General features: G+C 59.2%; 28 protein-coding genes and 1 tRNA gene. 22 read left to right on the top strand and 7 right to left on the bottom strand.

Annotation, left to right across the window (positions count from 1 at the left end; all coding sequences use genetic code 11):
- The 4 genes from BM416_RS04565 to BM416_RS04550 are packed head-to-tail and all read left to right on the top strand — an operon-like array spanning position 1 to position 3420.
- Entirely contained in the window at positions 1-1023 is a 1023-nt protein-coding gene (locus BM416_RS04565) for a LacI family DNA-binding transcriptional regulator (protein ID WP_092485998.1), read from the top strand.
- 23 nt (positions 1024-1046) lie between these two features.
- Entirely contained in the window at positions 1047-1964 is a 918-nt protein-coding gene (gene rbsK, locus BM416_RS04560) for a ribokinase (protein ID WP_092485993.1), read from the top strand.
- Positions 1961-2365 carry a D-ribose pyranase gene (gene rbsD / locus BM416_RS04555; RefSeq protein ID WP_065927260.1) on the top strand — a complete coding sequence of 135 codons (405 nt, stop codon included), beginning with the start codon at positions 1961-1963 and terminating at the stop codon, positions 2363-2365. Before rbsK ends, rbsD begins: the two co-directional genes overlap by 4 nt.
- A 26-nt stretch (positions 2366-2391) precedes the next feature.
- Positions 2392-3420 carry a nucleoside hydrolase gene (locus tag BM416_RS04550; RefSeq protein ID WP_092485990.1) on the top strand — a complete coding sequence of 343 codons (1029 nt, stop codon included), beginning with the start codon at positions 2392-2394 and terminating at the stop codon, positions 3418-3420.
- Positions 3421-3446: 26 nt separating this feature from the next.
- Here the strand turns inward: BM416_RS04550 and BM416_RS04545 are convergent, their stop codons facing one another.
- Positions 3447-3659 (bottom strand): hypothetical protein, encoded by a 213-nt coding sequence (locus BM416_RS04545; protein WP_092485987.1) that lies wholly within the window; start codon positions 3657-3659, stop codon positions 3447-3449.
- 154 nt (positions 3660-3813) lie between these two features.
- Here BM416_RS04545 and BM416_RS04540 point away from each other — a divergent pair, with 154 nt between their 5' ends.
- A complete protein-coding gene (locus BM416_RS04540; RefSeq protein ID WP_092485984.1) occupies positions 3814-4119 on the top strand; it encodes a hypothetical protein in 306 nt (101 codons plus the stop codon).
- Between the two features lie 142 nt (positions 4120-4261).
- Positions 4262-4582 (top strand): I78 family peptidase inhibitor, encoded by a 321-nt coding sequence (locus BM416_RS04535; protein WP_027604108.1) that lies wholly within the window; start codon positions 4262-4264, stop codon positions 4580-4582.
- A 74-nt stretch (positions 4583-4656) separates the two neighbouring features.
- Here BM416_RS04535 and BM416_RS04530 read toward each other — a convergent pair whose 3' ends face one another.
- Positions 4657-4869: a cold-shock protein gene (locus BM416_RS04530; protein ID WP_003234260.1), complete on the bottom strand. Its 213-nt coding sequence runs from the start codon at positions 4867-4869 to the stop codon at positions 4657-4659.
- Between the two features lie 289 nt (positions 4870-5158).
- Entirely contained in the window at positions 5159-5473 is a 315-nt protein-coding gene (locus BM416_RS04525) for a hypothetical protein (protein ID WP_027604109.1), read from the bottom strand.
- 367 nt (positions 5474-5840) lie between these two features.
- On the opposite strand from BM416_RS04525, the gene thrS reads away from it, so the two are divergent.
- The 9 genes from thrS (at position 5841) to BM416_RS04480 (ending at position 13296) form a co-directional block, all read left to right on the top strand.
- Positions 5841-7763, top strand: coding sequence for a threonine--tRNA ligase (gene thrS, locus BM416_RS04520; RefSeq protein WP_092485981.1), 1923 nt, complete (start codon positions 5841-5843; stop codon positions 7761-7763).
- The gene (gene infC / locus BM416_RS04515; RefSeq protein WP_015884933.1) at positions 7763-8314 is read left to right on the top strand and encodes a translation initiation factor IF-3; all 552 of its coding nucleotides are present in this window, start codon (positions 7763-7765) and stop codon (positions 8312-8314) included. The genes thrS and infC overlap by 1 nt, the downstream gene beginning before the upstream one ends.
- A gap of 60 nt (positions 8315-8374) precedes the next feature.
- Positions 8375-8569, top strand: a complete 195-nt coding sequence (gene rpmI, locus BM416_RS04510) for a 50S ribosomal protein L35 (RefSeq protein WP_002553160.1) — start codon at positions 8375-8377, stop codon at positions 8567-8569.
- A gap of 29 nt (positions 8570-8598) precedes the next feature.
- Positions 8599-8955 (top strand): 50S ribosomal protein L20, encoded by a 357-nt coding sequence (gene rplT / locus BM416_RS04505; protein ID WP_003174975.1) that lies wholly within the window; start codon positions 8599-8601, stop codon positions 8953-8955.
- 109 nt (positions 8956-9064) lie between these two features.
- Positions 9065-10081 (top strand): phenylalanine--tRNA ligase subunit alpha, encoded by a 1017-nt coding sequence (gene pheS / locus BM416_RS04500; protein WP_017737822.1) that lies wholly within the window; start codon positions 9065-9067, stop codon positions 10079-10081.
- Positions 10082-10107: 26 nt separating this feature from the next.
- Positions 10108-12486, top strand: coding sequence for a phenylalanine--tRNA ligase subunit beta (gene pheT / locus BM416_RS04495; protein ID WP_092485978.1), 2379 nt, complete (start codon positions 10108-10110; stop codon positions 12484-12486).
- A 3-nt stretch (positions 12487-12489) separates the two neighbouring features.
- Positions 12490-12792 (top strand): integration host factor subunit alpha, encoded by a 303-nt coding sequence (ihfA, locus tag BM416_RS04490; RefSeq protein ID WP_002553164.1) that lies wholly within the window; start codon positions 12490-12492, stop codon positions 12790-12792.
- On the top strand, positions 12773-13129 hold the full coding sequence (locus BM416_RS04485) for a MerR family transcriptional regulator (RefSeq protein WP_003174972.1): 357 nt from the start codon (positions 12773-12775) through the stop codon (positions 13127-13129). The genes ihfA and BM416_RS04485 overlap by 20 nt, the downstream gene beginning before the upstream one ends.
- Positions 13130-13219: 90 nt before the next feature.
- Positions 13220-13296 (top strand) — tRNA-Pro (locus BM416_RS04480).
- Positions 13297-13528: 232 nt separating this feature from the next.
- On the opposite strand, the gene BM416_RS04475 is transcribed toward BM416_RS04480, so the two are convergent.
- The gene (locus tag BM416_RS04475) at positions 13529-13891 is read right to left on the bottom strand and encodes a winged helix-turn-helix transcriptional regulator (protein ID WP_092485975.1); all 363 of its coding nucleotides are present in this window, start codon (positions 13889-13891) and stop codon (positions 13529-13531) included.
- Between the two features lie 112 nt (positions 13892-14003).
- Here BM416_RS04475 and BM416_RS04470 point away from each other — a divergent pair, with 112 nt between their 5' ends.
- Both BM416_RS04470 and BM416_RS04465 read left to right on the top strand, forming a co-directional pair.
- Entirely contained in the window at positions 14004-14738 is a 735-nt protein-coding gene (locus tag BM416_RS04470) for an SDR family NAD(P)-dependent oxidoreductase (protein WP_092485972.1), read from the top strand.
- 73 nt (positions 14739-14811) lie between these two features.
- Positions 14812-15411, top strand: a complete 600-nt coding sequence (locus BM416_RS04465) for an NADPH-dependent F420 reductase (protein WP_092485969.1) — start codon at positions 14812-14814, stop codon at positions 15409-15411.
- 62 nt (positions 15412-15473) lie between these two features.
- On the opposite strand, the gene BM416_RS04460 is transcribed toward BM416_RS04465, so the two are convergent.
- On the bottom strand, positions 15474-15926 hold the full coding sequence (locus BM416_RS04460; protein ID WP_092485966.1) for a winged helix-turn-helix transcriptional regulator: 453 nt from the start codon (positions 15924-15926) through the stop codon (positions 15474-15476).
- Between the two features lie 154 nt (positions 15927-16080).
- Here BM416_RS04460 and BM416_RS04455 point away from each other — a divergent pair, with 154 nt between their 5' ends.
- The 3 genes from BM416_RS04455 to BM416_RS04445 all read left to right on the top strand — a co-directional run bounded on the left by BM416_RS04455 (position 16081) and on the right by BM416_RS04445 (position 18761).
- The gene (locus BM416_RS04455; RefSeq protein ID WP_092485963.1) at positions 16081-17043 is read left to right on the top strand and encodes an SDR family oxidoreductase; all 963 of its coding nucleotides are present in this window, start codon (positions 16081-16083) and stop codon (positions 17041-17043) included.
- A 90-nt stretch (positions 17044-17133) separates the two neighbouring features.
- Positions 17134-18075: an SDR family oxidoreductase gene (locus tag BM416_RS04450; protein WP_092485960.1), complete on the top strand. Its 942-nt coding sequence runs from the start codon at positions 17134-17136 to the stop codon at positions 18073-18075.
- Between the two features lie 65 nt (positions 18076-18140).
- Complete coding sequence (locus tag BM416_RS04445) at positions 18141-18761, top strand: NADPH-dependent F420 reductase (protein ID WP_092485957.1); 621 nt, start codon at positions 18141-18143, stop codon at positions 18759-18761.
- A 978-nt stretch (positions 18762-19739) separates the two neighbouring features.
- Here BM416_RS04445 and BM416_RS04430 read toward each other — a convergent pair.
- Both BM416_RS04430 and bamA read right to left on the bottom strand, forming a co-directional pair.
- A complete protein-coding gene (locus BM416_RS04430) occupies positions 19740-20597 on the bottom strand; it encodes a lipopolysaccharide biosynthesis protein (RefSeq protein WP_092485948.1) in 858 nt (285 codons plus the stop codon).
- 165 nt (positions 20598-20762) lie between these two features.
- Positions 20763-23129: an outer membrane protein assembly factor BamA gene (bamA, locus tag BM416_RS04425; RefSeq protein WP_092485945.1), complete on the bottom strand. Its 2367-nt coding sequence runs from the start codon at positions 23127-23129 to the stop codon at positions 20763-20765.
- Positions 23130-23325: 196 nt separating this feature from the next.
- Between bamA and BM416_RS04420 the strand changes: the two genes are divergently transcribed.
- The gene (locus BM416_RS04420; RefSeq protein ID WP_092485943.1) at positions 23326-24009 is read left to right on the top strand and encodes a response regulator transcription factor; all 684 of its coding nucleotides are present in this window, start codon (positions 23326-23328) and stop codon (positions 24007-24009) included.
- The gene (locus BM416_RS04415; RefSeq protein WP_092485940.1) at positions 24006-25289 is read left to right on the top strand and encodes a HAMP domain-containing sensor histidine kinase; all 1284 of its coding nucleotides are present in this window, start codon (positions 24006-24008) and stop codon (positions 25287-25289) included. The genes BM416_RS04420 and BM416_RS04415 overlap by 4 nt, the downstream gene beginning before the upstream one ends.
- Positions 25290-25333 lie beyond the last annotated feature (44 nt).

The raw sequence follows: 25333 nt of genomic DNA, 5'->3' as shown, positions 1-25333 counted from the left end.
ATGGCAACGATCAAGGATGTGGCCGCGATTGCAGGTATTTCCTACACCACCGTGTCCCATGTGGTGAACAAGACGCGCCCGGTGAGCGAGCCTGTACGGATCAAGGTTGAAGCAGCGATCAAGCAGCTCGACTACGTGCCCAGTGCCGTCGCGCGTTCGCTCAAGGCCAAGACCACGGCCACCATCGGATTGCTGGTGCCCAACAGCCTCAACCCGTATTTTGCCGAGCTGGCCCGGGGCATCGAGGATTATTGTGAGCGTAACGGCTACTGCGTGATTCTCTGCAACTCCGACGACAACGCAGAGAAGCAGCGTAGCTATTTGCGGGTGTTGCTGGAGAAGCGCGTCGATGGCTTGATCGTGACTTCGGTAGGCGGTGATGACAGCGGCCTCGCCGCAGGCTTGAGCGCCGTGCGCACGCCCATGGTGATTGTCGACCGGGCGCTGGATGGCATCGATGTCGACCTGGTACGCATCGACCACGAGGAGGGCGCCTACCTGGCGACCCGGCACTTGCTTGAGCTGGGGCATCGGGAAATCGCCTGCATCGGCGGCCCGGCCCACACCCGCGTCGCGCAAATGCGCCTGGCGGGTTACCAGCGTGCGCTCCATGAGGCCGGTGTGGCGGTGGTGGCCAATCGCATCCAGGAAAGCGACTTCACCAGCACCGGCGGTTATGCTGCTGCCGTGCAATTGCTGGCGCAGAACCCGCCCAGCGCGATTTTTGCCAGCAACGACATGATCGGCTTCGGCGTGTTGCGCGCGGCGGCGGAGCGCAATATCCGCGTGCCCGGCGAGCTGTCGGTGATCGGTTTCGATGACATTCAAATGGGCCGCTACGTGTACCCGGCGCTGACCACGGTCGGGCAGTCGATCCTGCAACTGGGCGAGACCGCGGCCGAGCTTTTACTGCGACGAATTGCAACCCCCCAACTGCCGATCGATCAACGCATCGTGACGCCGAGCATCGTGTTGCGTGAATCGACGGCGCCCGTCGCCGGTGTGTTCGCCCAATACCGCTGAACCGAATTGATGAGTACTGATGTATGCCAGCAAAAGTAGTGGTAATAGGCAGCTTGAACATGGACCTGGTCACCCGCGCGAGTCGGCTGCCCCGTGCCGGTGAGACCCTGGTCGGCCAGACGTTTTCCACGGTGCCTGGCGGCAAGGGCGCCAACCAGGCCGTGGCCTCGGCGCGACTGGGTGCGGATGTGGCAATGATCGGCTGTGTCGGTAGCGATGCCTATGGCACTGAACTGCGTGACGCCTTGCTGGTGGAAGGTATCGACTGCCAGGCGGTGAGCACCGTGGACGGTTCCAGTGGCGTGGCCTTGATTGTGGTGGACGACAGCAGCCAGAACGCGATTGTGATCGTTGCCGGCAGCAACGGCGAGCTGACACCCGCCTCACTGCAGGCGTCCGATGCGGTGCTGCAGGCTGCCGATGTGATTATCTGCCAGCTGGAAGTGCCGATGGATACCGTGGGCTACACCCTCAAGCGCGGACGTGAACTGGGCAAGACCGTGATCCTCAACCCGGCGCCGGCCAGCGGCCCGTTGCCCGCCGACTGGTACGCCTCGGTCGACTACCTGATTCCCAACGAAAGCGAAGCCAGTGCACTGAGCGGCGTGACAGTCGACTCCCTCGACAGTGCCAAGGTCGCGGCGACCCACCTGATCAAGGCGGGGGCGGGCAAAGTCATCATCACCCTGGGCGCCCAAGGTGCGTTGTTTGCCGATGGGCAGGGCTTTGAGCACCTGGTGGCGCCCAAGGTCAAGGCGGTGGATACCACCGCTGCCGGCGATACCTTTGTCGGTGGTTTTGCCGCAGCACTGGCCAGTGGTAAAAGTGAAGCCGAGGCCATCCGTTTCGGCCAGGTCGCGGCAGCCTTGTCAGTCACCCGTGCTGGTGCGCAACCCTCCATTCCTACGCTGCATGACGTTCAAGGTTTTGTGCTTTTATGAAAAAGACGCCTCTGCTCAATATCGCCTTGTCGCGGTTGATCGCATCCCTGGGCCATGGTGACATCCTGGTGATCGGCGACGCCGGCCTGCCAGTGCCGCCCGGGGTCGAGTTGATCGACCTGGCGCTGACCCAAGGCATTCCCGACTTCATCAGCACCTTGCGTATCGTGCTCAGTGAAATGCAGGTGGAAAGCCACGTGCTGGCGGAAGAAATCCTGCTCAAGCAGCCACCCGCGCTGACGGAGCTGAACGCTTTGGCTGAACAGGCCGCCCTCGGCGAGCGAAGGCTGCTCAGCCATGAACAATTCAAGCAACTGAGCCGTAGCGCGCGCGCTGTCGTGCGTACCGGCGAGTGCCAGCCTTACTGCAATATCGCGCTGGTCTCCGGCGTAACCTTCTAGAGTTTCCCAACGACAAGGAGTGTTTTATGCAACGTGGTCTGCCAACCCTGAGAAATCTGTTTCGGAGTGTCCTGCTTTTGTCCGCACTCACTGCTGCCAGCGCCCAAGCGGCGGAAAAAATCGACTTGATCATCGACACCGACCCAGGTGCCGACGACGTGGTGGCCTTGCTCTTCGCCATGGCTTCCCCGGACGAATTGAACATTCGTGCGCTGACCACCGTCGCCGGCAACGTGCGCCTGGACAAGACCTCGCGTAACGCGCGCCTGGCCCGCGAGTGGGCCGGGCGCGAGGAAATCCCGGTGTACGCCGGCGCACCCAAGCCGCTGTTGCGCACACCGATCTATGCCGAGAACATCCATGGCAAAGAAGGTATTTCCGGCGTCACCGTCCATGAGCCTAAAAAGGGCCTGGCCGAAGGCAACGCCGTTGATTACCTGATCAAGACCCTGCGTGCGGCCAAGCCTCACAGCATCACCATTGCCATGCTCGGTCCGCAGACCAACCTGGCGCTGGCCTTGACCCAGGACCCGGAAATCACCCAAGGCATCAAGGAAGTGGTGGTGATGGGGGGCGCGCACTTCAACGGCGGCAATATCACCCCGGTTGCCGAGTTCAACCTGTTCGCCGATCCGATTGCAGCCGAGATTGTGCTCAAGAGTGGCGTCAAGCTGACCTACCTGCCGCTGGACGTCACCCACAAGGTGCTGACCAGCGAGGCGCGCCTGAAGAAGATCGCCGACATCAACAACAACGCGAGCAAGGTCGTCGGCGATATTCTCAATGAATACGTCAAGGGCGATATGGAACACTACGGCATCCCGGGCGGCCCGGTACATGACGCGACTGTCATCGCCTATCTGCTCAAGCCGTCTTTGTTCACCGGGCGCCAGGCCAATATGGTGGTGGACAGCCGCGAAGGCCCGACCTTCGGCCAGACCATCGTTGATTGGTACGACGGTCTGAAGCAGACAAAAAATGTGTTCTGGGTTGAGAACGGCGACGCCCAGGGCTTCTTCGATCTGCTCACCGAGCGCCTGGCACGCTTGAAGTAACCCGGTCGACGTTCGCCAGCCGGTTCTTATTCGCGCTCGGGGTGTGGTGCCCCCATGTGATCGGCCGGGTATTTTTCGAATACCTGGCCGATGAATGCCTGTGCCGCCTGGGTGCCGAGTTCCTTAACCAGCAGGTCGATACCGATGATTGCCAGTTCCTCCGGGCTTCCTGGGCTGTAGGAACTTTGTCCTTGGGGCCATTTGGCTTTGATGTCGGCTTGGAGCGTTACGGTGGTCATGGAGGTCTCACGGGTTGAAATGCTGGGCAATGCGCTGGAACGCGGCTCTAAACGGCGCAGTTAATCATTTTGCGCGGGGCTTGGCACTGCTACTTAGGCATGAAGCAGGTGCTGTGCGACACTGTCCTCCTGTTTAATTGCCGGGGGACACCGCGTGCAGATCGATTTGAATAACCCCGAGAACCTGACACTGGCCGCCGTGCGTCAACTGATTGCCAGTGCCAGTGATGACGAGCATACCCAGTTGCGTGTGACCAAGGCCGGAATTGCCTACATATCTTCTGGGGTGGTGGGAGGCACTGACATCGATGGCCTGCTGTTCCGCCTGGAGACCTGGGCCAAGGGGTCCGGTTATGTCGGCAATGTCGCGGCCAGCGATGAGGTCTGGGTTACACAGATTTTCAATGCGCTGAAGCAGAACTGGCCTAAGCCGCCGTTTGATTACATCGACGTCTACTGATTGCGCTCATATTTGGTCACGATTGATCGGGCGAATGCCTGCTGATAGTCGGGCAGACTTACCTATCGGCGGTTTACGTTTTGAAACCTATCGGCCAGACCGCTGTCGCACGATCTCTGTTCATTTTTCAATAGGAGGCTTCATGCCTTGGAAGCTCGCATCATTCGGTACTTTGTTGGCAGCACTCGCGTTGGCGGGTTGCAGCACCCCGGGTGCCTCTGAGCCAGCCAAAGACGCCGCCGTGACCGATGCCGGTCATAGCCGCTGTGAGTCGAAGGCCGCCGAATTCAGCATTGGCCAGAAAGCCTCGCCGCAGTTGCTGGAGCAGGCCCGTACCCGTGCTGGCGCACAGAACGCCCGGATCCTCAAGCCCAACGATATGATCACGCTGGAATACCGCTCCGACCGCCTGAACCTGAACACCGATGACAACCTGGTGATCACGCGCGTTAATTGCGGCTGATCGTTTCCAGGCTTTTGCAACGCCCATAAAAAACCCCGTCACATGGACGGGGTTTTTTTTAGCTCAGCGGAGAATTACTCGCCGCGAACCTGTGCAGCTTGCATACCCTTTTGGCCTTTCTCAGCCACGAAGGAAACGGTTTGGCCTTCTTTCAGGCTTTTGAAACCGTCGCTTTCGATAGCTTTGAAGTGTACGAACAGGTCGTCACCGCCACCTTGAGGAGTGATGAAGCCGAAGCCTTTTTCATCGTTGAACCATTTAACGGTGCCGGTTTGGCGATTAGACATGGTGTATCTCCAAGAAACATATATTTTCAGTAGTGCTGTGCTGCTCAGGCCAACTGGGCACACCGGGCTATCATAGTCGAAATGTTCGGCTTGGGAGCCCCCCCAAGGCATTGTTTGCTAATCAATAGCGTTGCGTTTGCTACTTGTGTCGGCTGGAAGCCCCGATCTACGGGGCTTCGGCGCGAAATATCAGCTGGTAAAAAAAGCCGTAAAAGCTGCGTAATTTGTGCGAAATGGCAGTTTTCAGGCTGTTTTCCTGGCAAAACGGCCGTCTGATCAAGGCCCGATCTTACTTTTTCTTCACGACTTTGCAGGACGAAATAGCCGCGACTGCCTTGTTTTTAAGCTCCGGGCTGGCGTTCTGGTTAGTCATGAGCTCTTTGATTTCCGCAGTGCTCAATTCGGCGTTGATCTTGTCGGCGCCACATTCGCAGTGGGCCTTGGCAGTCTTGACGTCTACGTTCTGGCTGGCGGCCGCGCTGCAGTCGCTGACGAAACTGTCACGGGCACCGGCTGGCCAATTGGATGGAGCGGCAGCCTGCGCGCCGAGGGAAAGGAGGCTCAGGGTAGCGGCGAAAGCGAGGGTCGAGGTAAAACGCATCATGGGATGCTCCTTTGATTCGAGGACGAACGGCGATTCTCAGTGGGTTTGAGGTGTGGCGTACAGCTCAAGTTCACTTTTGCAGCTATAAAGGCTGGAATTTGTCTTTGCAGCGGATACTGCCGGCGCGATGACCGTTCATCTGTGCTAGCATCTTCGGCCTGGCTAATTCCGGGCGCGCCATTTGCCGCCTTGCCATGTTTCTTTTCAGCTCACTCCAGTCACTGTGGTTCGATTATCGGTTGGCCGAAAGGCTCCTGCCGCTGTAAGGCAGGCGTTCATCACTGAACGGCCTGGTATTGGATCTTGTACTGGCTCATCCCAACCCACGTGACCTTTGGTAGGGGTCACCACTAGGAGAGGAGGCGCCATGCCAACTATTACTCTTCCCGACGGCAGTCAACGTTCATTCGATCATTCGGTTTCCGTAGCCGAGGTCGCCGCATCCATTGGTGCTGGCCTGGCCAAGGCCACCGTGGCCGGCAAGGTCGATGGCAAGCTGGTTGACGCCAGCGACCTGATCACCTCCGATGCCAGCCTGCAAATCATCACGCCCAAGGATCAAGAGGGGCTGGAGATCATTCGCCACTCCTGCGCGCACTTGATTGGCCATGCGGTCAAGCAGCTGTATCCGACTGCGAAGATGGTGATCGGCCCGGTCATCGACGAAGGCTTTTACTACGACATCGCCTACGAGCGTCCTTTCACCCCGGACGATCTGGCCGCTATCGAACAGCGCATGCACGTCCTGATCGAAAAAGATTATGACGTTATCAAGAAAGTCACCCCGCGCGCCGAAGTGATCGACGTGTTCACTGCGCGTGGCGAAGACTACAAGCTGCGCCTGGTGGAAGACATGCCGGACGAGCAGGCCATGGGCCTGTACTACCACGAAGAATACGTCGACATGTGCCGTGGCCCGCACGTGCCGAACACGCGCTTCCTCAAGTCCTTCAAGCTGACCAAGCTGTCCGGTGCCTACTGGCGCGGCGACGCGAAGAACGAGCAACTGCAACGCATCTACGGCACTGCCTGGGCTGACAAGAAGCAGCTGGCCGCTTATATCCAACGCATCGAGGAGGCCGAAAAACGCGACCACCGCAAGATCGGCAAGCGCCTGAACCTGTTCCACCTCCAGGAAGAAGCGCCGGGCATGGTGTTCTGGCACCCGAACGGCTGGACCCTGTACCAGGTGCTCGAGCAGTACATGCGCAAGGTTCAGCGCGACAACGGTTACCTGGAGATCAAGACCCCGCAGGTCGTTGATCGCAGCCTGTGGGAGAAATCCGGGCACTGGGCCAACTACGCCGACAATATGTTCACCACCCAGTCGGAAAACCGCGACTACGCCATCAAGCCGATGAACTGCCCGTGCCACGTGCAGGTGTTCAATCAAGGCCTGAAGAGCTACCGCGAGTTGCCGATGCGCCTGGCCGAGTTCGGTGCCTGCCACCGTAACGAGCCATCGGGTGCGCTGCACGGCATCATGCGTGTGCGCGGCTTCACCCAGGACGACGCCCACATCTTCTGTACAGAAGAGCAGATGCAGGCCGAATCCGCCGCGTTCATCAAGCTGACCATGGACGTTTATCGTGATTTCGGCTTTACCGAAGTCGAGATGAAGCTGTCCACTCGTCCGGAAAAACGCGTCGGTTCCGATGAACTATGGGATCGCGCCGAAGCGGCCCTGGCCGCAGCGCTAGACAGTGCGGGCCTTGCGTACGATCTGCAACCGGGTGAGGGCGCCTTCTACGGCCCGAAGATCGAGTTCTCGTTGAAAGATTGCCTTGGCCGTGTCTGGCAATGTGGTACCTTGCAGCTCGATTTTAACCTGCCGATCCGTTTGGGAGCCGAATACGTCTCCGAAGATAACAGTCGTAAACACCCGGTTATGCTGCACCGGGCGATCCTCGGCTCGTTCGAACGGTTCGTCGGTATCCTGATCGAGCACTACGAGGGTGCGTTCCCTGCGTGGCTGGCTCCGACTCAGGCAGTGATCATGAATATCACTGATAAACAGGCGGATTTTGCTGCTGAAGTTGAAAAAACTCTCAACGAAAGCGGATTTCGTGCCAAGTCCGACTTGAGAAATGAAAAGATCGGCTTTAAAATCCGCGAGCATACTTTGCTCAAGGTTCCCTATCTTTTGGTTATCGGAGATCGGGAAGTCGAGATGCAGACTGTCGCTGTGCGTACTCGTGAAGGTGCTGACCTGGGCTCGATGCCCGTCGCCCAGTTCGCTGAGTTCCTCGCGCAAGCGGTTTCCCGGCGTGGTCGCCCAGATTCGGAGTAATTATTATTAAGCGTGAAATGAGACAAGATAAACGAGCTGCACCGAAAGCCCCGATCAACGAGAATATCTCGGCACGCGAGGTTCGGTTAATTGGCGCTGACGGCGAGCAGATTGGCATCGTCTCGATTGATGAAGCGCTTCGTATTGCAGAAGAGTCCAAGTTGGACCTGGTGGAAATCTCCGCCGATGCAATCCCACCCGTTTGCCGGGTGATGGACTACGGCAAGTCGATCTTCGAAAAGAAGAAGCAGGTTGCCGCGGCGAAGAAGAACCAGAAGCAGATTCAAGTAAAAGAAATCAAGTTTCGTCCAGGGACGGAGGAAGGGGATTACCAGGTAAAACTGCGCAACCTGGTACGTTTCCTGAGTGATGGGGACAGGGCCAAGGTATCCTTGCGATTCCGCGGCCGTGAGATGGCCCACCAGGAGCTGGGGATGGAACTCCTCAAGCGGGTTGAAGCTGACCTGCTCGAGTACGGTTCGGTCGAACAGCATCCTAAGATGGAAGGACGCCAGCTGATCATGGTCATCGCCCCGAAAAAGAAGAAGTAATCAACAGGGCACGGCAGGCCTTCTGATTATGTTTATCAACTGAATGCGGAGTATCCGAACATGCCAAAGATGAAGACTAAAAGTGGTGCTGCTAAGCGGTTTCTGAAAACTGCTAACGGTATCAAGCACAAGCACGCTTTCAAGAGCCACATCCTGACCAAAATGTCGACCAAGCGTAAGCGTCAACTTCGCGGTAGCAGCTTGCTGCATCCGTCTGACGTGGCAAAAGTCGAGCGCATGCTGCGCCTTCGTTAATTTTGGATCAAGAATAGAGGAAGTAACTCATGGCTCGTGTAAAGCGTGGCGTCATTGCCCGTAAACGTCACAAAAAAATTCTGAAACTCGCTAAAGGCTACTACGGCGCGCGTTCACGCGTATTCCGTGTTGCCAAGCAAGCGGTAATCAAGGCAGGCCAATACGCCTACCGCGACCGTCGTCAGAAAAAACGTCAGTTCCGCGCTCTGTGGATCGCTCGTATCAACGCTGGTGCACGTGTTAACGGTCTGTCCTACAGCCGTTTCATCGCTGGCCTGAAAAAGGCGTCCATCGAAATCGACCGTAAGGTTCTGGCTGAACTGGCCGTGAACGAAAAAGCGGTGTTTGCTGCGATTGTCGAGAAAGCTAAAGCCACCTTGGCTTAAGTACCCCCGACAGTCACCCTGGGCTGCGCCTGTAGCCCAAGGTGGTAAACGTCATAAATAGGGGAAGAGCCTTCAAGCTCTTCCCCTATTTTGTATCTGGAGTCTGTACATGGAAAACCTGGACGCGCTCGTCGCTCAAGCTCTTGAGGCTGTGCAAAGCGCTGAAGATATCAATGCCCTGGAGCAAATCCGGGTTCACTACCTTGGCAAAAAGGGTGAATTGACTCAGGTGATGAAGACCCTGGGAAATTTGCCGGCTGAAGAGCGCCCGCAAGTCGGCGCGCTGATCAACGTTGCCAAGGAGCGTGTCACAGAGGTGCTCAATGCGCGCAAGGCGACCATGGAGGAGGCCGATCTCGCGGCCAAACTCGCCGCCGAGTCCATTGATGTAACCCTGCCTGGTCGCGGCCAGGCCTCGGGCGGTCTGCATCCGATCACCCGGACTCTGGAACGTATCGAGCAGTTCTTCACCCACATCGGCTACGGCATTGCCGAAGGCCCTGAGGTCGAAGACGACTATCACAACTTCGAGGCGCTCAACATCCCAGGCCATCACCCGGCCCGGTCGATGCACGACACCTTCTATTTCAATGCAAACATGCTGTTGCGCACCCATACCTCCCCGGTACAGGTCCGCACCATGGAAGCGAACAAGCCGCCGATCCGCATTGTCTGCCCAGGCCGTGTGTACCGCAGCGACTCCGATATCACCCACTCGCCGATGTTCCACCAGGTCGAAGGCCTGCTGGTTGATCGCGACATCAACTTCGCCGACCTCAAGGGCACCATCGAAGAGTTCCTGCGAGTGTTCTTCGAGAAAGAGCTGGCGGTGCGTTTCCGTCCATCATTCTTCCCGTTCACCGAGCCATCCGCAGAAGTCGACATGGAATGCGTGATGTGCAGCGGTAAAGGCTGCCGCGTCTGCAAGCAGACTGGCTGGCTGGAAGTGATGGGCTGCGGCATGGTTCACCCCAACGTGCTGCGCATGTCCGGGATCGATCCGGAAGAGTTCTCGGGCTTTGCCTTCGGCATGGGCGTTGAGCGTCTGGCCATGCTGCGTTACGGCGTGAACGACTTGCGTCTGTTCTTCGACAACGACTTGCGGTTCCTCGCGCAATTTCGCTAGTCGTAACGAATCTTTAGGAGAGCAGGATGAAATTCAGTGAACAATGGCTGCGCGGCTGGGTAAGCCCGCAGGTAGATCGCGATGCGCTGGTTGCGCGTCTGTCGATGGCCGGTCTTGAGGTCGATAGCGTTACGCCGGCCGCCGGTGTTTTCAGTGGTGTGGTGGTGGGCGAGGTGCTGAGCACCGAGCAACACCCCGATGCTGACAAATTGCGTGTGTGCCAGGTCAGCAATGGCGCACAAACGTTCCAGGTCGTGTGCGGAGCGCCCAACGTGCGCCCGGGCCTGAAGATCCCGTTCGCCATGATCGGCGCTGAACTGCCGGGCGACTTCAAGATCAAGAAAGCCAAGCTGCGTGGCGTCGAGTCCAACGGCATGCTGTGCTCCCAGGCAGAGTTGCAAGTAGGCGAGGGCAACGATGGCCTGATGGAACTGCCGGGCGATGCGCCCGTGGGCCAGGACATTCGCGTCTACCTGGAGCTGGAAGACGCCAGCATCGAGGTCGACCTGACTCCGAATCGTGGCGATTGCCTGTCCCTGGCTGGCCTGGCACGTGAAGTGGGTGCGCTGTACAACGCGCCAGTCACTCGTCCAGTGGTTGCCGCAGTGGCTGCGGTGCACGATGAAGTGCGTCCGATCGAAGTGCTGGCGCCAAGCGCCTGCCCGCGTTACCTGGGGCGCGTGATCCGCAACGTCGACCTGTCCAAGCCAACCCCGCTGTGGATGGTTGAGCGCCTGCGTCGCGCCGACGTGCGCAGCATCGACGCTGCCGTCGATATCACCAACTACGTGATGCTTGAACTGGGCCAACCGCTGCACGCTTTCGATCTCGCTGAAATCAATGGCGGCATCCGCGTGCGCATGGCCGAAGAAGGCGAGAAGCTGGTTCTGCTCGACGGCCAGGAAGTCAGCCTGCGCGCCGACACCCTGGTTATCGCTGACCATTCCCGCGCCCTGGCGATTGCCGGTGTGATGGGGGGCGAGCACAGCGGTGTGTCCGCGACCACGCGCGATGTGTTCCTTGAAAGCGCGTTCTTCGACCAGATTGCTATCGCTGGCAAGGCCCGCTCCTACGGCCTGCACACCGATGCCTCGCATCGCTATGAGCGCGGTGTGGACTGGAAGCTCGCCCGTGAAGCCATGGAGCGTGCCACTGGCCTGCTGCTGGAGATCACCGGGGGCGAGGCCGGTCCGATCATTGAAACCGTCAACGAACAGTACCTGCCGTCCGTTGCGCCGATTACCCTGCGTGCCAAAAGTGTCGAGCAAATGCTTGGCCTGGTCATCGCACCGGCTGAAATCGAACAACTGCTGTCGGCCCTCGGGTTGAACATTTCTGCGGGTGGGGAAGGGCAGTGGCATGTTGAAGTGCCAAGCCATCGCTTCGATATCAGCCTGGAAGTCGATCTGATCGAAGAGTTGGCTCGCCTGTACGGTTACAACCGCCTGCCGGTTCGTTACCCGCAAGCGCGCCTGGCACCGCAACCCAAGGCAGAAGCGCGTGCTCACCTGCCTGAGCTGCGCCGTCTGCTGGTTGCCCGTGGCTATCAGGAAGCGGTGACCTACAGCTTCATCGATCCGAAGCAGTTCGAACTGTTCAACCCGGGCGTCGAGCCGCTGCTGCTGGCCAATCCGATCTCCAACGACATGGCCGCCATGCGTTCATCCCTGTGGCCGGGCCTGGTGAAAGCCCTTTCCCATAACCTGAACCGTCAGCAAGACCGCGTGCGCATGTTCGAAAGCGGCCTGCGGTTTGTCGGGCAACTCGACGGCCTGAAGCAAGAGCCAATGCTGGCCGGCGTTGTTTGCGGCAGCCGCTTGCCGGAAGGCTGGGCGCAAGGCCGGGATGCCGTGGACTTCTTCGACGTTAAAGCGGACGTGGAAGCGGTACTGGGCTTTGCCGGTGCACTGGACGACTTCACATTTGTGCCAGGCAACCACCCGGCGCTGCACCCAGGTCAGACTGCGCGTATCGAGCGCGAAGGTCGCCTGGTGGGCTTCGTCGGCGCCATCCACCCGGAACTGTCGAAAACCCTTGGGCTCGACCGCCCGGTCTTCGTCTTCGAACTGGTCCTGGCTGAAGTGGCCTCGGGCAAAATGCCTAAATTCAGCGAGTTGTCGCGCTTCCCTGAAGTGCGTCGCGACCTGGCCCTGATTGCCGATCGTGAAGTCGCCGCCACGGCCGTTCTGGATGTAATCCGTGAAAATGCAGGGGAATGGCTGACAGACCTCAGGCTATTTGACGTTTATCAGGGTAAAGGCATTGATCCGCATAGAAAAAGCCTTGCAGTTGGCTTGACCTGGCAGCATCCATCGCGCACTCTTAATGACGATGAGGTGAATACCACGACACAAAATATCCTCACCTCGCTCGAACAAAGGTTAAACGCCACGTTAAGGAAGTGACGTATGGGGGCTTTGACGAAAGCTGAGATGGCGGAACGTCTGTACGAAGAGTTGGGTCTGAACAAGCGCGAGGCCAAGGAATTGGTCGAGCTGTTTTTTGAAGAGATCAGACACGCTCTGGAAGACAACGAACAGGTCAAATTGTCCGGTTTCGGCAATTTTGATCTGCGGGACAAACGCCAGCGGCCTGGCCGCAATCCAAAAACGGGAGAAGAAATCCCGATCACGGCTCGCCGTGTGGTCACCTTTCGTCCAGGGCAGAAGTTGAAGGCCCGAGTTGAGGCTTATGCTGGAACCAAGTCATAACGACGAGCTACCCGTCATCCCTGGCAAACGCTACTTCACCATTGGTGAAGTCAGCGAGCTCTGTGCGGTAAAACCGCACGTGCTGCGCTATTGGGAGCAGGAGTTTCCTCAACTCAACCCCGTCAAACGCACTGGGAACCGTCGGTATTATCAGCGCCAGGATGTGCTGATGATCCGACAGATCCGTGCGTTGCTGTATGACCAGGGGTTCACCATCAGCGGCGCGCGCCAGCGTATGTCCGGTGATGAAGCCAAAGACGACACCACCCAGTACAAGCAACTGATCCGCCAGATGATCTCCGAACTGGAAGATGTGCTGGTGGTTTTGAAGAAGTGATACAGGCTTTTAAAATACTTCCACATTTCAAAAGCTTGCGGTATATTCCTGATCGCTTCGTTACGAAGCGAACCCAGTAACACGCCTAGTCGGGGCGTAGCGCAGTCCGGTAGCGCACTAGCATGGGGTGCTAGGGGTCGAGTGTTCGAATCACTCCGTCCCGACCATATAATACAAAGGGCCGCGAGATTTTATCTCGCGGCCCTTTTTTATTGTTGATCGTTTTTACCCCTACAAAACGGTAGGTTCTCAGTAGAATCATCAGCGCATCTTGTGATGTGAGTTCACGTCATCACTGGCCATTCTTCGCGCTGCCTTTGGCACCAATCCTGTCTGAGTTTTCTCTATCTTTCTCAGCTATTTCGCATGCGTCCCACTCAGCGGTCCGTCTGCATCCCGCTAGGCCAAGGTATCGCGCTCGGCGAAGATGCTTGCCATTTGCGCTGCGTTCTCGGTCCCCCAGGTGCACAGCGGGATGATCGCATCAGCCAGACTACGGCCAAGCGGGGTCAGCGTGTAGTCCACGCGCGGGGGCACTTCCTTGTAGTCGTTGCGTGCAAGCACTTGATCGGCTTCCAGATCCTTCAACTGCTGGATCAGCACCTTGTCGCTGACGCCAGGGATCAAACGCTTGAGCTCGCCATAGCGTTTCGGGCCACCGCGCAGGAAAAACAGGACCAGCGGTTTCCACTTGCCCGAGATGATGCGCAGCGTGGCGTTGAGCCCGCAACCGGTGTCGCAGATTTCAGATGTCGTCGTCATTTTTTGATACTTACCAAAAGGTGCATACTTGTCCTTAGGTTATCAGCGCTGCATCCTCGTCTCAAGCAAGCAATTTCCTGCTTGGGTACACCACCAACGAAGGATGCACGTCATGACCAGACTGAATGGAAAGACCGCCGTGATCACCGGCGGCGCTACCGGTATCGGCCTCGCCGCAGCAAGACGCTTTATCGAGGAGGGGGCCTTCGTCTTCATCTTCGGCCGCCGCCAGGACGCGCTCGACGCCGCTGTGGCCGAGCTCGGGCCCAATGCCCGTGCGGTGAAGGGCTCGGTCTCCGATCTGGCCGACCTCGATCGACTCTACGCGGCGGTGAAGACCGAGCGCGGAACCCTCGACATCGTCTTCGCCAATGCCGGGGCGGGAAGCCCGCTTGCGCTCGGCAAGATCACCGTCGAGCACATTGACGAAACCTTCGAGACCAACGTAAAGGGCGTGATCTTCACGGTCCAGAAGGCATTGCCGCTGATGGGGCAGGGCGGTTCGATCATCCTGACCGGGTCGAGCGCCGGCACCACGGGCGCCCCGGCATTCAGTGTCTACAGCGCAAGCAAGGCGGCCGTGCGCAACCTCGCGCGGACCTGGGCGGAGGACCTGAGGGGCACCGGTATCCGGGTCAACGTGTTGTCGCCCGGGCCGACGGCCACCGAACTCGCGAAGGCAGCGCTCGGCGAGGAAGGCATGAAGGTCTTCGCCGCGATGAATCCGCTCCAACGCATGGCCGACCCGAAGGAGATCGGAGCGGCAGCCGCGTTTCTCGCGTCGCAGGACAGCAGCTTCATGACCGCCAGTGAGGTCGCCGTCGACGGCGGCCTGGCACAAATCTGATTCGCTACGCCCGAGCGGTCACTCCATTCCCTCTTCGGAGCCCGCAAGGCGTGGTAAACCAAAGGAGATTTTTATGAGCTACGCAATTATCGGCTTCGGCAAACTGGGCCAGGCGCTTGCCAAGGCGTTTGCCCGCAAAGGCATCGAAGTATTCGTTGCAACCACGCGCGATCCGCAAAGTTTTGCAGCCGATGCGGCCGCGATTGGCCCCGGGATTATTCCAAAAACACTGGCGCAAGCCCTCGAGGCGGACATTGTCTTTTTGGCTGTCCGTTACGAGTCGCACCGAGAAGTCGCGAAGGCGCTGCAGAACTGGGAAGGCAAGACCGTCATCGATGTGACCAATGCCTACGGCGTGCCCCCTGAGGAACTCGGCGGACAGCCATCCTCCAGGGTCGTCGCGCAGGCCTTTACGGGTGCGAGACTGGTCAAAGGCTTCAACCATTTGGTCGCTGCCGTTTTAGACCAGGACCCGGCCGTACAGGGTGGCAGGAGAGTGGTGTTCCTGGCGAGCGATGATGACGGCGCCGCAGCGGAGATTGGTGCGCTCGCGGAAAATCTCGGTTTCTCGCCGATCAAACTGGGCGGGTTTTCCGAAGGTGGAATGCTTGTGCAGGCGCGCGGAAATAGCTGGGGTCAGCTGATCTTCAAGGACTTGGTCAAGTTCGATTGATGGCACTTATGCGTTTGGATAAGTGCCAATTGCGCCCTCACAAGGCGCGTTTGTCGCCTGATTCATCCCCCACTCTCAGGAAAGATGCACCCGCCGTTGCGGACCAGTGCTTTCACTTCCTCGCTCACCTGCATCGGGTTTTGAGTTAATCGAGCAACAAACTCCTCGCGGCGCCGCACATATGACTTCGAATCATGCTTCGCGCTCCAGAGCACGATGTTGATCACAATTGGAATGAGGTCCAGGCCCTTCTCGGTCAACGTGTAAAAGTCCTTGCGTCTGTCGTCGGGGCTGGGCGCCTTCGAGAGAACGCCTTGCTCCTCCAGAAAGGCAAGGCGAGAAGCAAGCACATTGGTCGCGATTCCTTCTTCCGACCTCAGGAAATCCCCATACGTCTTCTTCCCAACAAAAACGATGTCGCGAATGATCAGGAGCGACCACCGGTCGCCGAAAATCTCCACGCCGTAGTTCACCGCGCAATGGGACCGAAAGTCTTCTTTAAGAGTCGTTTTCATGGCTGGATATTAGCATCACTTGCATGTCGCAAGTAAAAATCAATCGATCACTTGCTTTTTGCAAGTGAAAAGACCAGCATGGATCCTACGTTGAGTGAGTTCACCGGATCGCACCAGCGCGTCTCGTACCACTCTGCTCAGAAGGGCCAATAACATGCTCGTTTTTGTCACTGGCGGCACCGGCCACGTCGGTTCGTACGTCATCCCCGACCTCATCGCAGCCGGCCATGAGGTCGTCGCTCTGGCAAGGTCAGACGCGTCCGCAGCAACGGCGTCCGCGCTCGGCGCCAGGGTGCGTCGTGGAGATCTTGCCGACCTCGAAGGGCTCAAGGCGGCGGCGGTCGAGTCCGACGGCGTCATCCACCTCGGATACAGGGCCGAACTGCTTCCGTCCGGCGGGATCGCCGCCTTAGTCGAATCGGAACTCGCGACCGTCCTCGCGTTCGGCGAAGCGCTGGCGGGTACGGATAAGCCATTGGTCGTTGCAGGCAGTATCGGCACGCCCATGAACGTGGGCAGGGCGGCGCCTATCGGCGCACCGGTCAGCCTGGGCCGCCCGGCGACCGAGGATGATCCCGCTCTACCTAACGGCCCTATCGATTCAGGCACTCTGTTGGCACGCAATGTCGTGGAAACCGCCGTCTTGGGCCTCGCCGAGCGAGGAGTCAGATCGTCGGTCGTGCGGATTCCCACTCTCTTACACAGTGCGACCGGTCGCCTGCAACTGATCATGCTCGCGAAAACAAAGGGTTTCGCCGGCTATCCGGGAGACGGCAAGAACCGCTGGCCCGCCGTGCACGTCCGCGATCTTGCCGCTCTGTTCCGCCTGGCGCTCGAGAAGGGGGCCGCAGGCAAAACCTGGCACGGGATCGGCGACGAGGGAATCCCGTTCCGCGAGATCGCCGAGGCTATAGCCGCTCGCCTGGGAGTCCCAGCCGTGAGCATCCCCGCGGACGAACTGATGCTGCCGGGCTACTTCGGGTTCCTGGCGGCAGTGGCCACGCTGGACCTCCCCGCGTCGAATGCCATCACCCGCCAGGCGCTTGGCTGGGACCCCGTCCAGCCCGGCCTGATTGAGGACTTCGACAACGGCCATTATTTTCCGCCGACGACCTGAGCTGACGGTGGGGCGCCGGATTACACAGGTGCCCGGCACAGCCCCCCCTTGCACCTTTTTCCGCACCCATCACCCATGAGGAACACGCATATGCAGGTTTTTGTTACCGGCGGCACCGGCCATTCCGGTCCGTACGTCATCTCCGACCTTATTGCTGCCGGCCATGAGGTCACGGCTCTGGTTCGGTCCGACACGGCCGCGGCGCAGGCTGCTGCGCTCGGCGCCAAGGTACGTCGCGGCAATCTCGAGGACCTCGAAGGTCTCAAGGAAGCGGCTGCAGCCTCGGACGGCGTCATTCACCTCGCGCATCGGCAGGACCTGATTCCAACCGGTGGGATCAACGCCGTTGCGGCCGCGGAGCTTGAGATCATGCTCGCCTATGGCGAAGCATTGGCCGGAAGCGCAAAGCCGTTGGTCGTGTCTGGAAGCGTCGGCTCGCCGGGGTGGGAGGGCTTGGGCCGGCCGGCCACCGAGGAGGATCCGCCCCTTCCAGGCGGCGATCCGTACAAGAATACCCTGCGGGTTCGGAACATCGTGGAAACCACGGTGATCGGTCTTGCGGACAAGGGCGTACGGTCTTCTATCGTGCGGATCCCCGAGATCATGCACAGCTCCACCGATAACGCCGGCTTCCTACCGTTGTTGATCGGGCTGGCCAAGGAAAAGGGGGTTGTCGGCTACCCCGGAGAAGGTACCAACCGTTGGGGGGCCGTGCATGCCCGTGACCTCGCCACCGTGTTTCGCCTGGCGCTGGAAAAAGGTGCGGCGGGCAGAAGCTGGCATGCAATCGCCGAGGTGGCTATCCCATACCGTCAGATCGCCGAAGCCATTGCCAGCCGCTTGAATCTGCCGGCCGTGCCCATCCCTGCGGACGTGCTGATGCTGCCTGGCTACTTCGGGTTCCTTGCGAATCTGGTCACGCTGGACACCCCGACATCGAACGCCATCACGCGCCGGGTGCTTGGCTGGGAACCGACCCAGCCTGGACTCTTCGCCGATCTTGATGGCGGTCACTACTTTCCGGCCGACTGATGAAGTGACGGCGTAACCCGTCCAGAAACGCTGGAAAACCACCCGATTTCAAACGGAGACTGCACATGAGCACTATCAGCATCATCGGTTCGGGAGGCATGGCCGCGGCTGTCGGCGGCCGTATCGCCAAGGCCGGATACACCGTCGAGGTGGTCAGCCGCGATCCCGCCAAGGCACAGGCGCTTGCCGACACGCTCGCATCCGGAGCGATCACGGGAACTTACGGCGCCACCCCGGCGGGCGAGATCGTCATTCTCGCCGTACCGTACACCCATGCGCTGGCAGTACTGGCCGACTTTGGGAAAGCGCTCGGCGGTAAGGTGATCATCGATATCACCAACCCGGTCGCTTCCGATCTCTCGGGCCTCGTTACCCCTCACGGCAGTTCCGGCGCGCAGGAGATCGCCAAGGTCGTCCCGGCCAGCGCGCATGTCGTCAAGGCGTTCAATACCCTCTTCGGCCATGTGCTTACCAAGGATAAACGCCTCGACGCGTTCATCGCGGCGGACGATGCGCACGCCAAGGCGAGCGTCTCGACCCTCCTCGAGAGTCTCGGGCTGCGTCCGTTGGATGTCGGCAACCTGCAGATGGCCCAGTCGCTCGAGTGGCTCGGTCTGATGATGATCGGCCTGGCTAAAAACGGCGCCGGCACCTGGGACATCGCCATAAATGTCGATATCGGCTGAATCACCGACACCACATCCTCACCAGCAGGCCAACAATGTGTCCGGTTAGATCGGACACACATCCCCAGCACAGCAGAATGAATGACTAGGGGAGAGCTAGCCAGCTCTCCCCCCCGACATGTCGATCTCGAACACAAGCTCTTCAGCAAGTTTTTGAATACTTGAGCTATCTGCCAGCTTGGCGAGGTTGATACCCGTTGTGCAAAACATTGAGTCATGTTCGAGCTGTCTGACGAAAACGGTCGCCGTCCAGCCATTGATCAGAATGCAATCCACTTGGTGACCGGGCAGGTTCCGTTGTAGACCCTCAGTCAACGATATCTTCTTCCAACTGTGCATGATGAGGTACTGACGTGGTGGTTATGCAGGATTGACATGCCTCGATTGAAAAAGTGCCAACGGGCCATGATCCTGGATGTCAGCGTTTAGGCTGGGCGCCATCGTTCTGGCTCAATTACGTCAGTGCCCGACGGTAAGTCTTGAACCAGCCGAATAGGGTCCATCCAGCGAGGAGATTTGCCATCAGCAGGACGCGGGGAGGGCTAGGATGCAGGAGGGCTATGCAGATCGACGGATACATGTAGAGCATGACGGCGCTGAAATAGAGCGCGAAGTTGGACGCTAAGGCTACTGCTGTGTCCCCGGCGCAAATGAAATAACTGATGACGCAGGTAGGGATGAGTATTGCCAGGCCAAATACCCTCATCGACCGCTCCCAGATAGGCCGCTTTCTCGAGAGCAGTGATATCACAGGGCCTTATGCTTGGATAGGGACCAGGTTGCAGCGGCAGGCAGATGCAAGAAGCCCGGCACTGACCTGGTTTCACACGGTTAAATCCCAGGCAAAGAAAAGCCCGCGATGGGGAGTGCGGGCTTAAAGGGATGTTCACCAGGAGCTGGGTTAACCCTAGACGCTCGACTGTGAAAGGTATGTGAAAGGGCAGCAGTCGCTAAGGGCTCGCGTCAACCCTTCTTGCTTCATGACTTTTGGAGCATCGCTTCCACTTCCGCAACGGTTACACGCGCAATGACGCTGTCCGGGATCTTCGAAATACCGGATAAGTTGTAAACCATGAAGTCATCCCCCATGACCTTTTTGGACATCAACTCGAACGACGGCAGTATGCGGGTGTAATAGTGCTGGTCGAGCCCGCAGGGGGAGTTTGTGGAGTTTTTCGTTTCGTAAAACCTCCCCGACTTTTCGTCCAGGTCGACGCCCACCAGGAAAACCTTGGAGAACCCGACGTGGAATGCCAGCTGGATGGCCAGGTAGGCCACGGTTCGAGCATCAAAAAAGCCCTGGCTCATGTCCTTGCTGAACCCGATGGACCGTTTCCGAAAGGCGATCAAGGAGTGATCAGTAACCAGCTCTTTTGATCTTCCGAGCGCCACATCGATCCACGACGGTTTTGGAGCCTTGGACAGCGGGTAGAGCTGCCCGGTTGGACGAGCATGGGAGGATTGCGCATGGTCTTCCCATAGCGCGACCCTTTGGCTGACAGCCATGGCGTAGTTGAATAAATCCGGCTGCTGGTTGGAAAAGCTTCTGTCCGTGCAGGCGTAAAAACTCGGTTTGATGTCGGTATTCATAAACATCGAAATCGCGCCATTCATGGTGATCATGGGCACGTGCGCAAACTTTTCGAGGGGAAAAGATTTGGCTGACAGGCCGGAAGCGATAATAAAAACCGCGCCTGATTCGACATTCCGACAGGCAGCAAAATCGTGCAGGTGCAGCGGGCGTGCGCTTGAACGCCATGGCGCTGACACGGGTGCAAACAAAGCCAGCTTTTTGTCGGCAACAGGCTTGGCCTCGACGAAGGGCATCTGTTTCATCCGATTTATCCGCGTAGTGAAAGGAAAATCCACACATCAGCCGACCAAGGCTTGACAGCAGAGTTCCTTTATAAAAAACAATACATAACCGCGGCTTCGCCAGACGTCCGGTATTTGTGTAGGGCCTTTCCGAGAAGGGGGAAACGCATCAACACGCCGCAACCTTTAAAACGTCTGCCCCATGGAGAACTGAAACACCTGCTTGTCCGCGTTCTCCGGCGTGCGAATCGGATACGCCAAATTCACACTCAGCGGCCCCAGCGGGCTGTACCAGGTCACCCCAACTCCCACCGAACTGGCCATCTGGCTTAGGTCCACGCTGCCGCAGCCCTGGGTCGTGCTGAGGTAGCACTTGTCGGAATACACCGTGCCCACGTCCCAGAACAACGAGGTTCGCACGGATTTGTTGTCTTTGATGAACGGCACCGGGAATAAGTACTCCGCTCCGCCTGTTATCAGGATATTGCCGCCCAGCGACTCGGTGTCCCGGTCCGAGTAGTACGCCTGCCCGGCACTGGCGTAGGCACCGGTTGCCGGGGTGTTGCGCGGGCCGAGGGTGCCGCTTTCAAAGCCGCGCACCGTGCCTTCGCCGCCGGCGGTGTAGGTTTCATAGAAGGGCAGCCCGTCCGTGGAGCCGTAGCCGCTGCCGTAGCCGAGCTTGGTGTGAAAGCGCAGTGATGTGTTGTTGCTGACAGGCAGGAACGTCTGCCCCGTGTAGTCGATTTTGTAGAAACTCAGGTCGCTGCCGGGCACCGTCACCATCAGGTTGAGGTTTTGCGAGTGCCCGCGAGTCGCCAGCACGCCTTTGTTCAAGGTCGACTCCGACCAGCCAAGGTTGGCCTTGAAGTTGGTGAATTCCTTGCCTTCGCGCTCGATAAAGTCGTAGATCTCGTCGGCGCTGTAGGTGCCCGGTTCGATGCTGTCGTGTTGTACGGTCAGGCCAAAGTTCAAGCGCGAGGTTTCATTGATCGGGTAACCGAGGGTGGCGCCCAGGCCAAAACTATTGATGGCGTAATAGGACACCCCGTCATCGTAGTACTTGTTGTAGTCGGTCTTGCTGTAGAACGCGTTGTAACCCAGGCTCACCCCGTCGGTGGTGAAGTAGGGATCGGTGAAGCCGATGTTGTACTTGCTCTGGTAGGACGAGCGGGTCAGCCCCAGGCTGGCGTAGTTGCCGGTGCCGAGGAAGTTGTTCTGGGTGATCGAGCCGCCGAGGATCAGGCCCGAACTCTGGGCAAAGCCGACGCTGGCGGTAATCGAACCGGACGCTTGTTCTTCCACGGCGTAGTTCACATCCAACTGGTCATCGAGGCCGGCCACCGCAGGCGTCTCGACGTTCACCTCCTTGAAGAACCCCAGGCGCTCCAGGCGCACCTTGGACTGGTCGATCAGATAGGTTGACGCCCAGCCACCTTCCATCTGGCGCATTTCCCGCCGCAGCACCTTGTCGTCGGTCTTGGTATTGCCACGGAAGTTGATACGGTTGACGTAGGCCCGCTTACCGGGGGCGACGGAGAACGTGACGTCAACCGTGTGGTCTTCATCGTGGGCCTGCGGCACGCCGTTGACGTTGGCGAAGGTGTAGCCTTCGTTGCCCAGGCGACGGGTAATCAGCTCCGAAGTGGTGGTCATCAGTTTGCGTGAGAACACCTGGCCCTTCTGCACCAGCAGCAAGGACTGGACCTGGTCCTGCGGGACTTTCAGCTCACCACTGAGCTTCACCTCGCGCACCGTGTATTTCTGGCCTTCCTGGATGTTCACGGTGATGTAGACGTGCTTTTTGTCCGGGGTCATCGAGACCTGGGTCGAGGTGGTATCCATGTTGATATAGCCACGGTCCAGGTAATAGGAGCGCAAGCGTTCAAGGTCGCCCGACAGCTTCTCCCGTGCGTATTTGTCGTCGTTCTTGAAAAACGACAGCCAGTTGCTGGTCTTGAGGGTGAACTGGTCGATCAGGGCGTCGTCGGCGAACACCGTGTTACCCACTACGTTGATGTGCTGGATCGACGCCACTTCACCTTCGTCGATCTTGATTTTCAAGCCCACGCGGTTACGCGGCTGAGCCACCACCTGCGCGTCGACCGACGCCGAGTACCGGCCCTGGGCAACGTACTGGCGCTGCAACTCGTTGCGTATCCCTTCCAGGGTGGCGCGCTGGAAAATCTCGCCCTCGGCAAGGCCCGATTGCTTCATGCCTTTCATCAGGTCATCGGTGGCAATCGCCTTGTTGCCCTCGAACTCGATACTGGCAACCGAAGGACGCTCGACTACATTGATGATCAACACATCGCCTTCGCGGCTCAGTTGGATGTCCTGGAAGTAACCGGTCTTGAACAGCGCGCGGGTCGAGTCCACCAGGCGCCGGTCATCCGCTTCGTCGCCGACGTTCAGGGGTAATGCCCCGAACACGCTGCCCGCAGAGACCCGTTGCAGGCCGTTGATTCGAATATCCGAGATTTTGAAGCCTTGGGCGAGTGCCAGTGAGGCATTGAGCAGCAGCGCAACCGAGCAGAGCAGGCGCGAAAAATTCATCAAGATCTTTTCCAGAACACATCGACAAGCAGCGCCGGCACGCATGGACAACTCGCCGCGCGGCCGGACTGGTGAACATCCAGCATACGAGCGAGGGGCGTTTGGTGCGGTTAACCGAATGTCAAGTTAGGTAAAGTTTGGCCTGGGATGCCGATGCCGGGCCGATAATGCGCAACCCCCCACCGACGAGCCCGAGATGATCCGCGTACTGTTGGTCGACGACGACCAGGAACTGACTGACATGCTGAGCCAATACCTCGCGCGGGAAGGCTTCGAGGCCACGGCCGTGCACACGGGGGAGGAGGGTGAGGTGGAGGCGCTGTCGGGGCGCTACAGCATTGTGGTGCTGGACGTCATGCTGCCCCAGCGCTCGGGCATCGAGGTGCTCCGGCGCATCCGCGTCGTCAGCCAGGTGCCGGTGGTGCTGCTCACCGCCCGTGGCGACAACATCGACCGCATCACCGGCCTGGAACTCGGCGCCGATGATTACGTGCCCAAGCCCAGCTCCCCCGGCGAACTGGTCGCGCGCCTGCGCGCCATCATGCGCAGGGTGCAGCCGGTGGACCAGCCGACCACCGAAGTAATCACGACCGGCGCGCTGGTGTTGTGGCCCGGCAGGCGCCAGGCCCTGTGGAACGGCCTCGAGCTGGGTGTGACCAGCACCGAGTTCAGCCTGCTGGAAGAGCTGGCCCGCAGTGCCGGCCAGGTAGTGAGTAAAAAGGATCTGTCACTCAATGCCCTCGGTTGCCCGCTGACCCGCTACGATCGGCGCATCGACGTGCATATCAGCAGCATCCGGCAAAAACTCGGGCCGCGCCCGGACGCCAAGGCCTGGATCCAGAGCGTACGTGGCCTCGGCTATTTGTTGATTGCCGAATGACCAAGCCCAGCCTGCTGTTCTGGAAACTGTTCCTGGCCTTCTGGCTGGCGACCACCTTGACCTTCCTGGTGGGCGTCGGCGTGCTTGAACTGGGCCGTTTCCAGCCGAATGACCCGCATGTGGAAGCCATGCTGGCGGCCGAAGACAAGCTGCTGCAAACGTTCGGTGTCGAGGCGGGCGGCCAGCTCCTGGCGGTGTGGGAGCGCCCGGCGGATGAGGCCATCGGCGTCTACAACAGTGCCGGTCAATTGCTGGTAGGTGGGCCGGTGACACAGCCGGTCTATGAGCGAGCGGTCGTCAGCAAGGAAGGCCTGGCGCTGTCGATCAGATCGACCCACGCGCCCGGTAACCCGCCCGGCCGGCCCTGGCACCAGATTCCGCTGATCATCGGCACGTTGATGAGTGCGCTGTTCAGCGGCTACATGGCCTATTACCTGGCCTGGCCCCTGGCTTACCTGAAGCGCGCCATGAGCGACGCGGCCCACGGACGCTTCGAAACCCGGGTCAAACCGGCCATGGGCAAGCGTCGCGACGAGATCGTCGACCTGGCGGAAGACTGCGACCGCATGGCCAACCAGTTGAAGGTGCTGGTGGAGGCCCAGCAGCAGTTGCTGCACGACATCTCCCATGAACTGCGCTCCCCGCTGACGCGCATGCAGGCGGCCATCGGCCTGTTGCGCCAGGACGCCGCCCGCCTGGAAATGCTCGAACGCATCGAGCGCGAATCCGAGCGCATGGACACCCTGATCGAAGCGTTGCTGACCCTGGCGCGCCTGCAAGGCCGCCCGGAAAGTATCGAGCGCGAGCCCGTGGATATCGTCGAATTGCTGGCGATGATCGTTGAAGATGCGCAGTTCGAAGCCGGCATCAAAGGCTGCCGCGTGCACCTGCAGGCGTGCCCGCCGTTTATCGCCTGCGTCAGCGGTGAGTTGTTGTACCGCTGCTTCGAGAACGTGATTCGCAATGCCGTGCGCTACACCCGGCCGGACACCACCGTGTGCGTGTCGGCGCAGGTCAACCGCGATGCGAACCGCCTCACGGTGCTGATCACCGACCAAGGGCCGGGCGTCGACAATGACCGGTTGAACAGCATTTTCCAGCCGTTCGAGCGTGGGGTGGGCGATGCCAGCGTGGGGTTTGGCCTGGGGCTGGCCATTGCTGCGAGGGCCGTTCAGATGCACGGCGGCCACATCCTCGCGCGCAACGAGCCAGGCGGTGGGCTGACAGTGGAGATCACCCTGCACAGCGCGCGATCTTTACACGACATTACACTGGCTTGACCGCCCTGTACGTCGCGCCTGATTAGACTTGTCACCCTTGATTG

This window comes from Pseudomonas sp. NFACC42-2, assembly GCF_900116055.1.
In the GTDB taxonomy this organism is placed as follows: domain Bacteria; phylum Pseudomonadota; class Gammaproteobacteria; order Pseudomonadales; family Pseudomonadaceae; genus Aquipseudomonas; species Aquipseudomonas marginalis.
Note: the sequence above shows the minus strand (reverse complement) of the source record. Positions and strands in the feature narration are given on the sequence as shown.

Excerpts from the sequence above, each read along its gene's own strand:
- BM416_RS04565 (WP_092485998.1), top strand. The coding sequence starts at position 1 with ATGGCAACGATCAAGGATGTGGCCGCGATTGCAGGTATTTCCTACACC.
- rbsK (WP_092485993.1), top strand. The coding sequence starts at position 1,047 with ATGCCAGCAAAAGTAGTGGTAATAGGCAGCTTGAACATGGACCTGGTC.
- rbsD (WP_065927260.1), top strand. The coding sequence starts at position 1,961 with ATGAAAAAGACGCCTCTGCTCAATATCGCCTTGTCGCGGTTGATCGCA.
- BM416_RS04550 (WP_092485990.1), top strand. The coding sequence starts at position 2,392 with ATGCAACGTGGTCTGCCAACCCTGAGAAATCTGTTTCGGAGTGTCCTG.
- BM416_RS04545 (WP_092485987.1), bottom strand. The coding sequence starts at position 3,659 with ATGACCACCGTAACGCTCCAAGCCGACATCAAAGCCAAATGGCCCCAA.
- BM416_RS04535 (WP_027604108.1), top strand. The coding sequence starts at position 4,262 with ATGCCTTGGAAGCTCGCATCATTCGGTACTTTGTTGGCAGCACTCGCG.
- BM416_RS04530 (WP_003234260.1), bottom strand. The coding sequence starts at position 4,869 with ATGTCTAATCGCCAAACCGGCACCGTTAAATGGTTCAACGATGAAAAA.
- BM416_RS04525 (WP_027604109.1), bottom strand. The coding sequence starts at position 5,473 with ATGATGCGTTTTACCTCGACCCTCGCTTTCGCCGCTACCCTGAGCCTC.
- thrS (WP_092485981.1), top strand. The coding sequence starts at position 5,841 with ATGCCAACTATTACTCTTCCCGACGGCAGTCAACGTTCATTCGATCAT.
- rpmI (WP_002553160.1), top strand. The coding sequence starts at position 8,375 with ATGCCAAAGATGAAGACTAAAAGTGGTGCTGCTAAGCGGTTTCTGAAA.
- rplT (WP_003174975.1), top strand. The coding sequence starts at position 8,599 with ATGGCTCGTGTAAAGCGTGGCGTCATTGCCCGTAAACGTCACAAAAAA.
- pheS (WP_017737822.1), top strand. The coding sequence starts at position 9,065 with ATGGAAAACCTGGACGCGCTCGTCGCTCAAGCTCTTGAGGCTGTGCAA.
- pheT (WP_092485978.1), top strand. The coding sequence starts at position 10,108 with ATGAAATTCAGTGAACAATGGCTGCGCGGCTGGGTAAGCCCGCAGGTA.
- ihfA (WP_002553164.1), top strand. The coding sequence starts at position 12,490 with ATGGGGGCTTTGACGAAAGCTGAGATGGCGGAACGTCTGTACGAAGAG.
- BM416_RS04485 (WP_003174972.1), top strand. The coding sequence starts at position 12,773 with ATGCTGGAACCAAGTCATAACGACGAGCTACCCGTCATCCCTGGCAAA.
- BM416_RS04475 (WP_092485975.1), bottom strand. The coding sequence starts at position 13,891 with ATGACGACGACATCTGAAATCTGCGACACCGGTTGCGGGCTCAACGCC.
- BM416_RS04470 (WP_092485972.1), top strand. The coding sequence starts at position 14,004 with ATGACCAGACTGAATGGAAAGACCGCCGTGATCACCGGCGGCGCTACC.
- BM416_RS04465 (WP_092485969.1), top strand. The coding sequence starts at position 14,812 with ATGAGCTACGCAATTATCGGCTTCGGCAAACTGGGCCAGGCGCTTGCC.
- BM416_RS04460 (WP_092485966.1), bottom strand. The coding sequence starts at position 15,926 with ATGAAAACGACTCTTAAAGAAGACTTTCGGTCCCATTGCGCGGTGAAC.
- BM416_RS04455 (WP_092485963.1), top strand. The coding sequence starts at position 16,081 with ATGCTCGTTTTTGTCACTGGCGGCACCGGCCACGTCGGTTCGTACGTC.
- BM416_RS04450 (WP_092485960.1), top strand. The coding sequence starts at position 17,134 with ATGCAGGTTTTTGTTACCGGCGGCACCGGCCATTCCGGTCCGTACGTC.
- BM416_RS04445 (WP_092485957.1), top strand. The coding sequence starts at position 18,141 with ATGAGCACTATCAGCATCATCGGTTCGGGAGGCATGGCCGCGGCTGTC.
- BM416_RS04430 (WP_092485948.1), bottom strand. The coding sequence starts at position 20,597 with ATGAAACAGATGCCCTTCGTCGAGGCCAAGCCTGTTGCCGACAAAAAG.
- bamA (WP_092485945.1), bottom strand. The coding sequence starts at position 23,129 with ATGAATTTTTCGCGCCTGCTCTGCTCGGTTGCGCTGCTGCTCAATGCC.
- BM416_RS04420 (WP_092485943.1), top strand. The coding sequence starts at position 23,326 with ATGATCCGCGTACTGTTGGTCGACGACGACCAGGAACTGACTGACATG.
- BM416_RS04415 (WP_092485940.1), top strand. The coding sequence starts at position 24,006 with ATGACCAAGCCCAGCCTGCTGTTCTGGAAACTGTTCCTGGCCTTCTGG.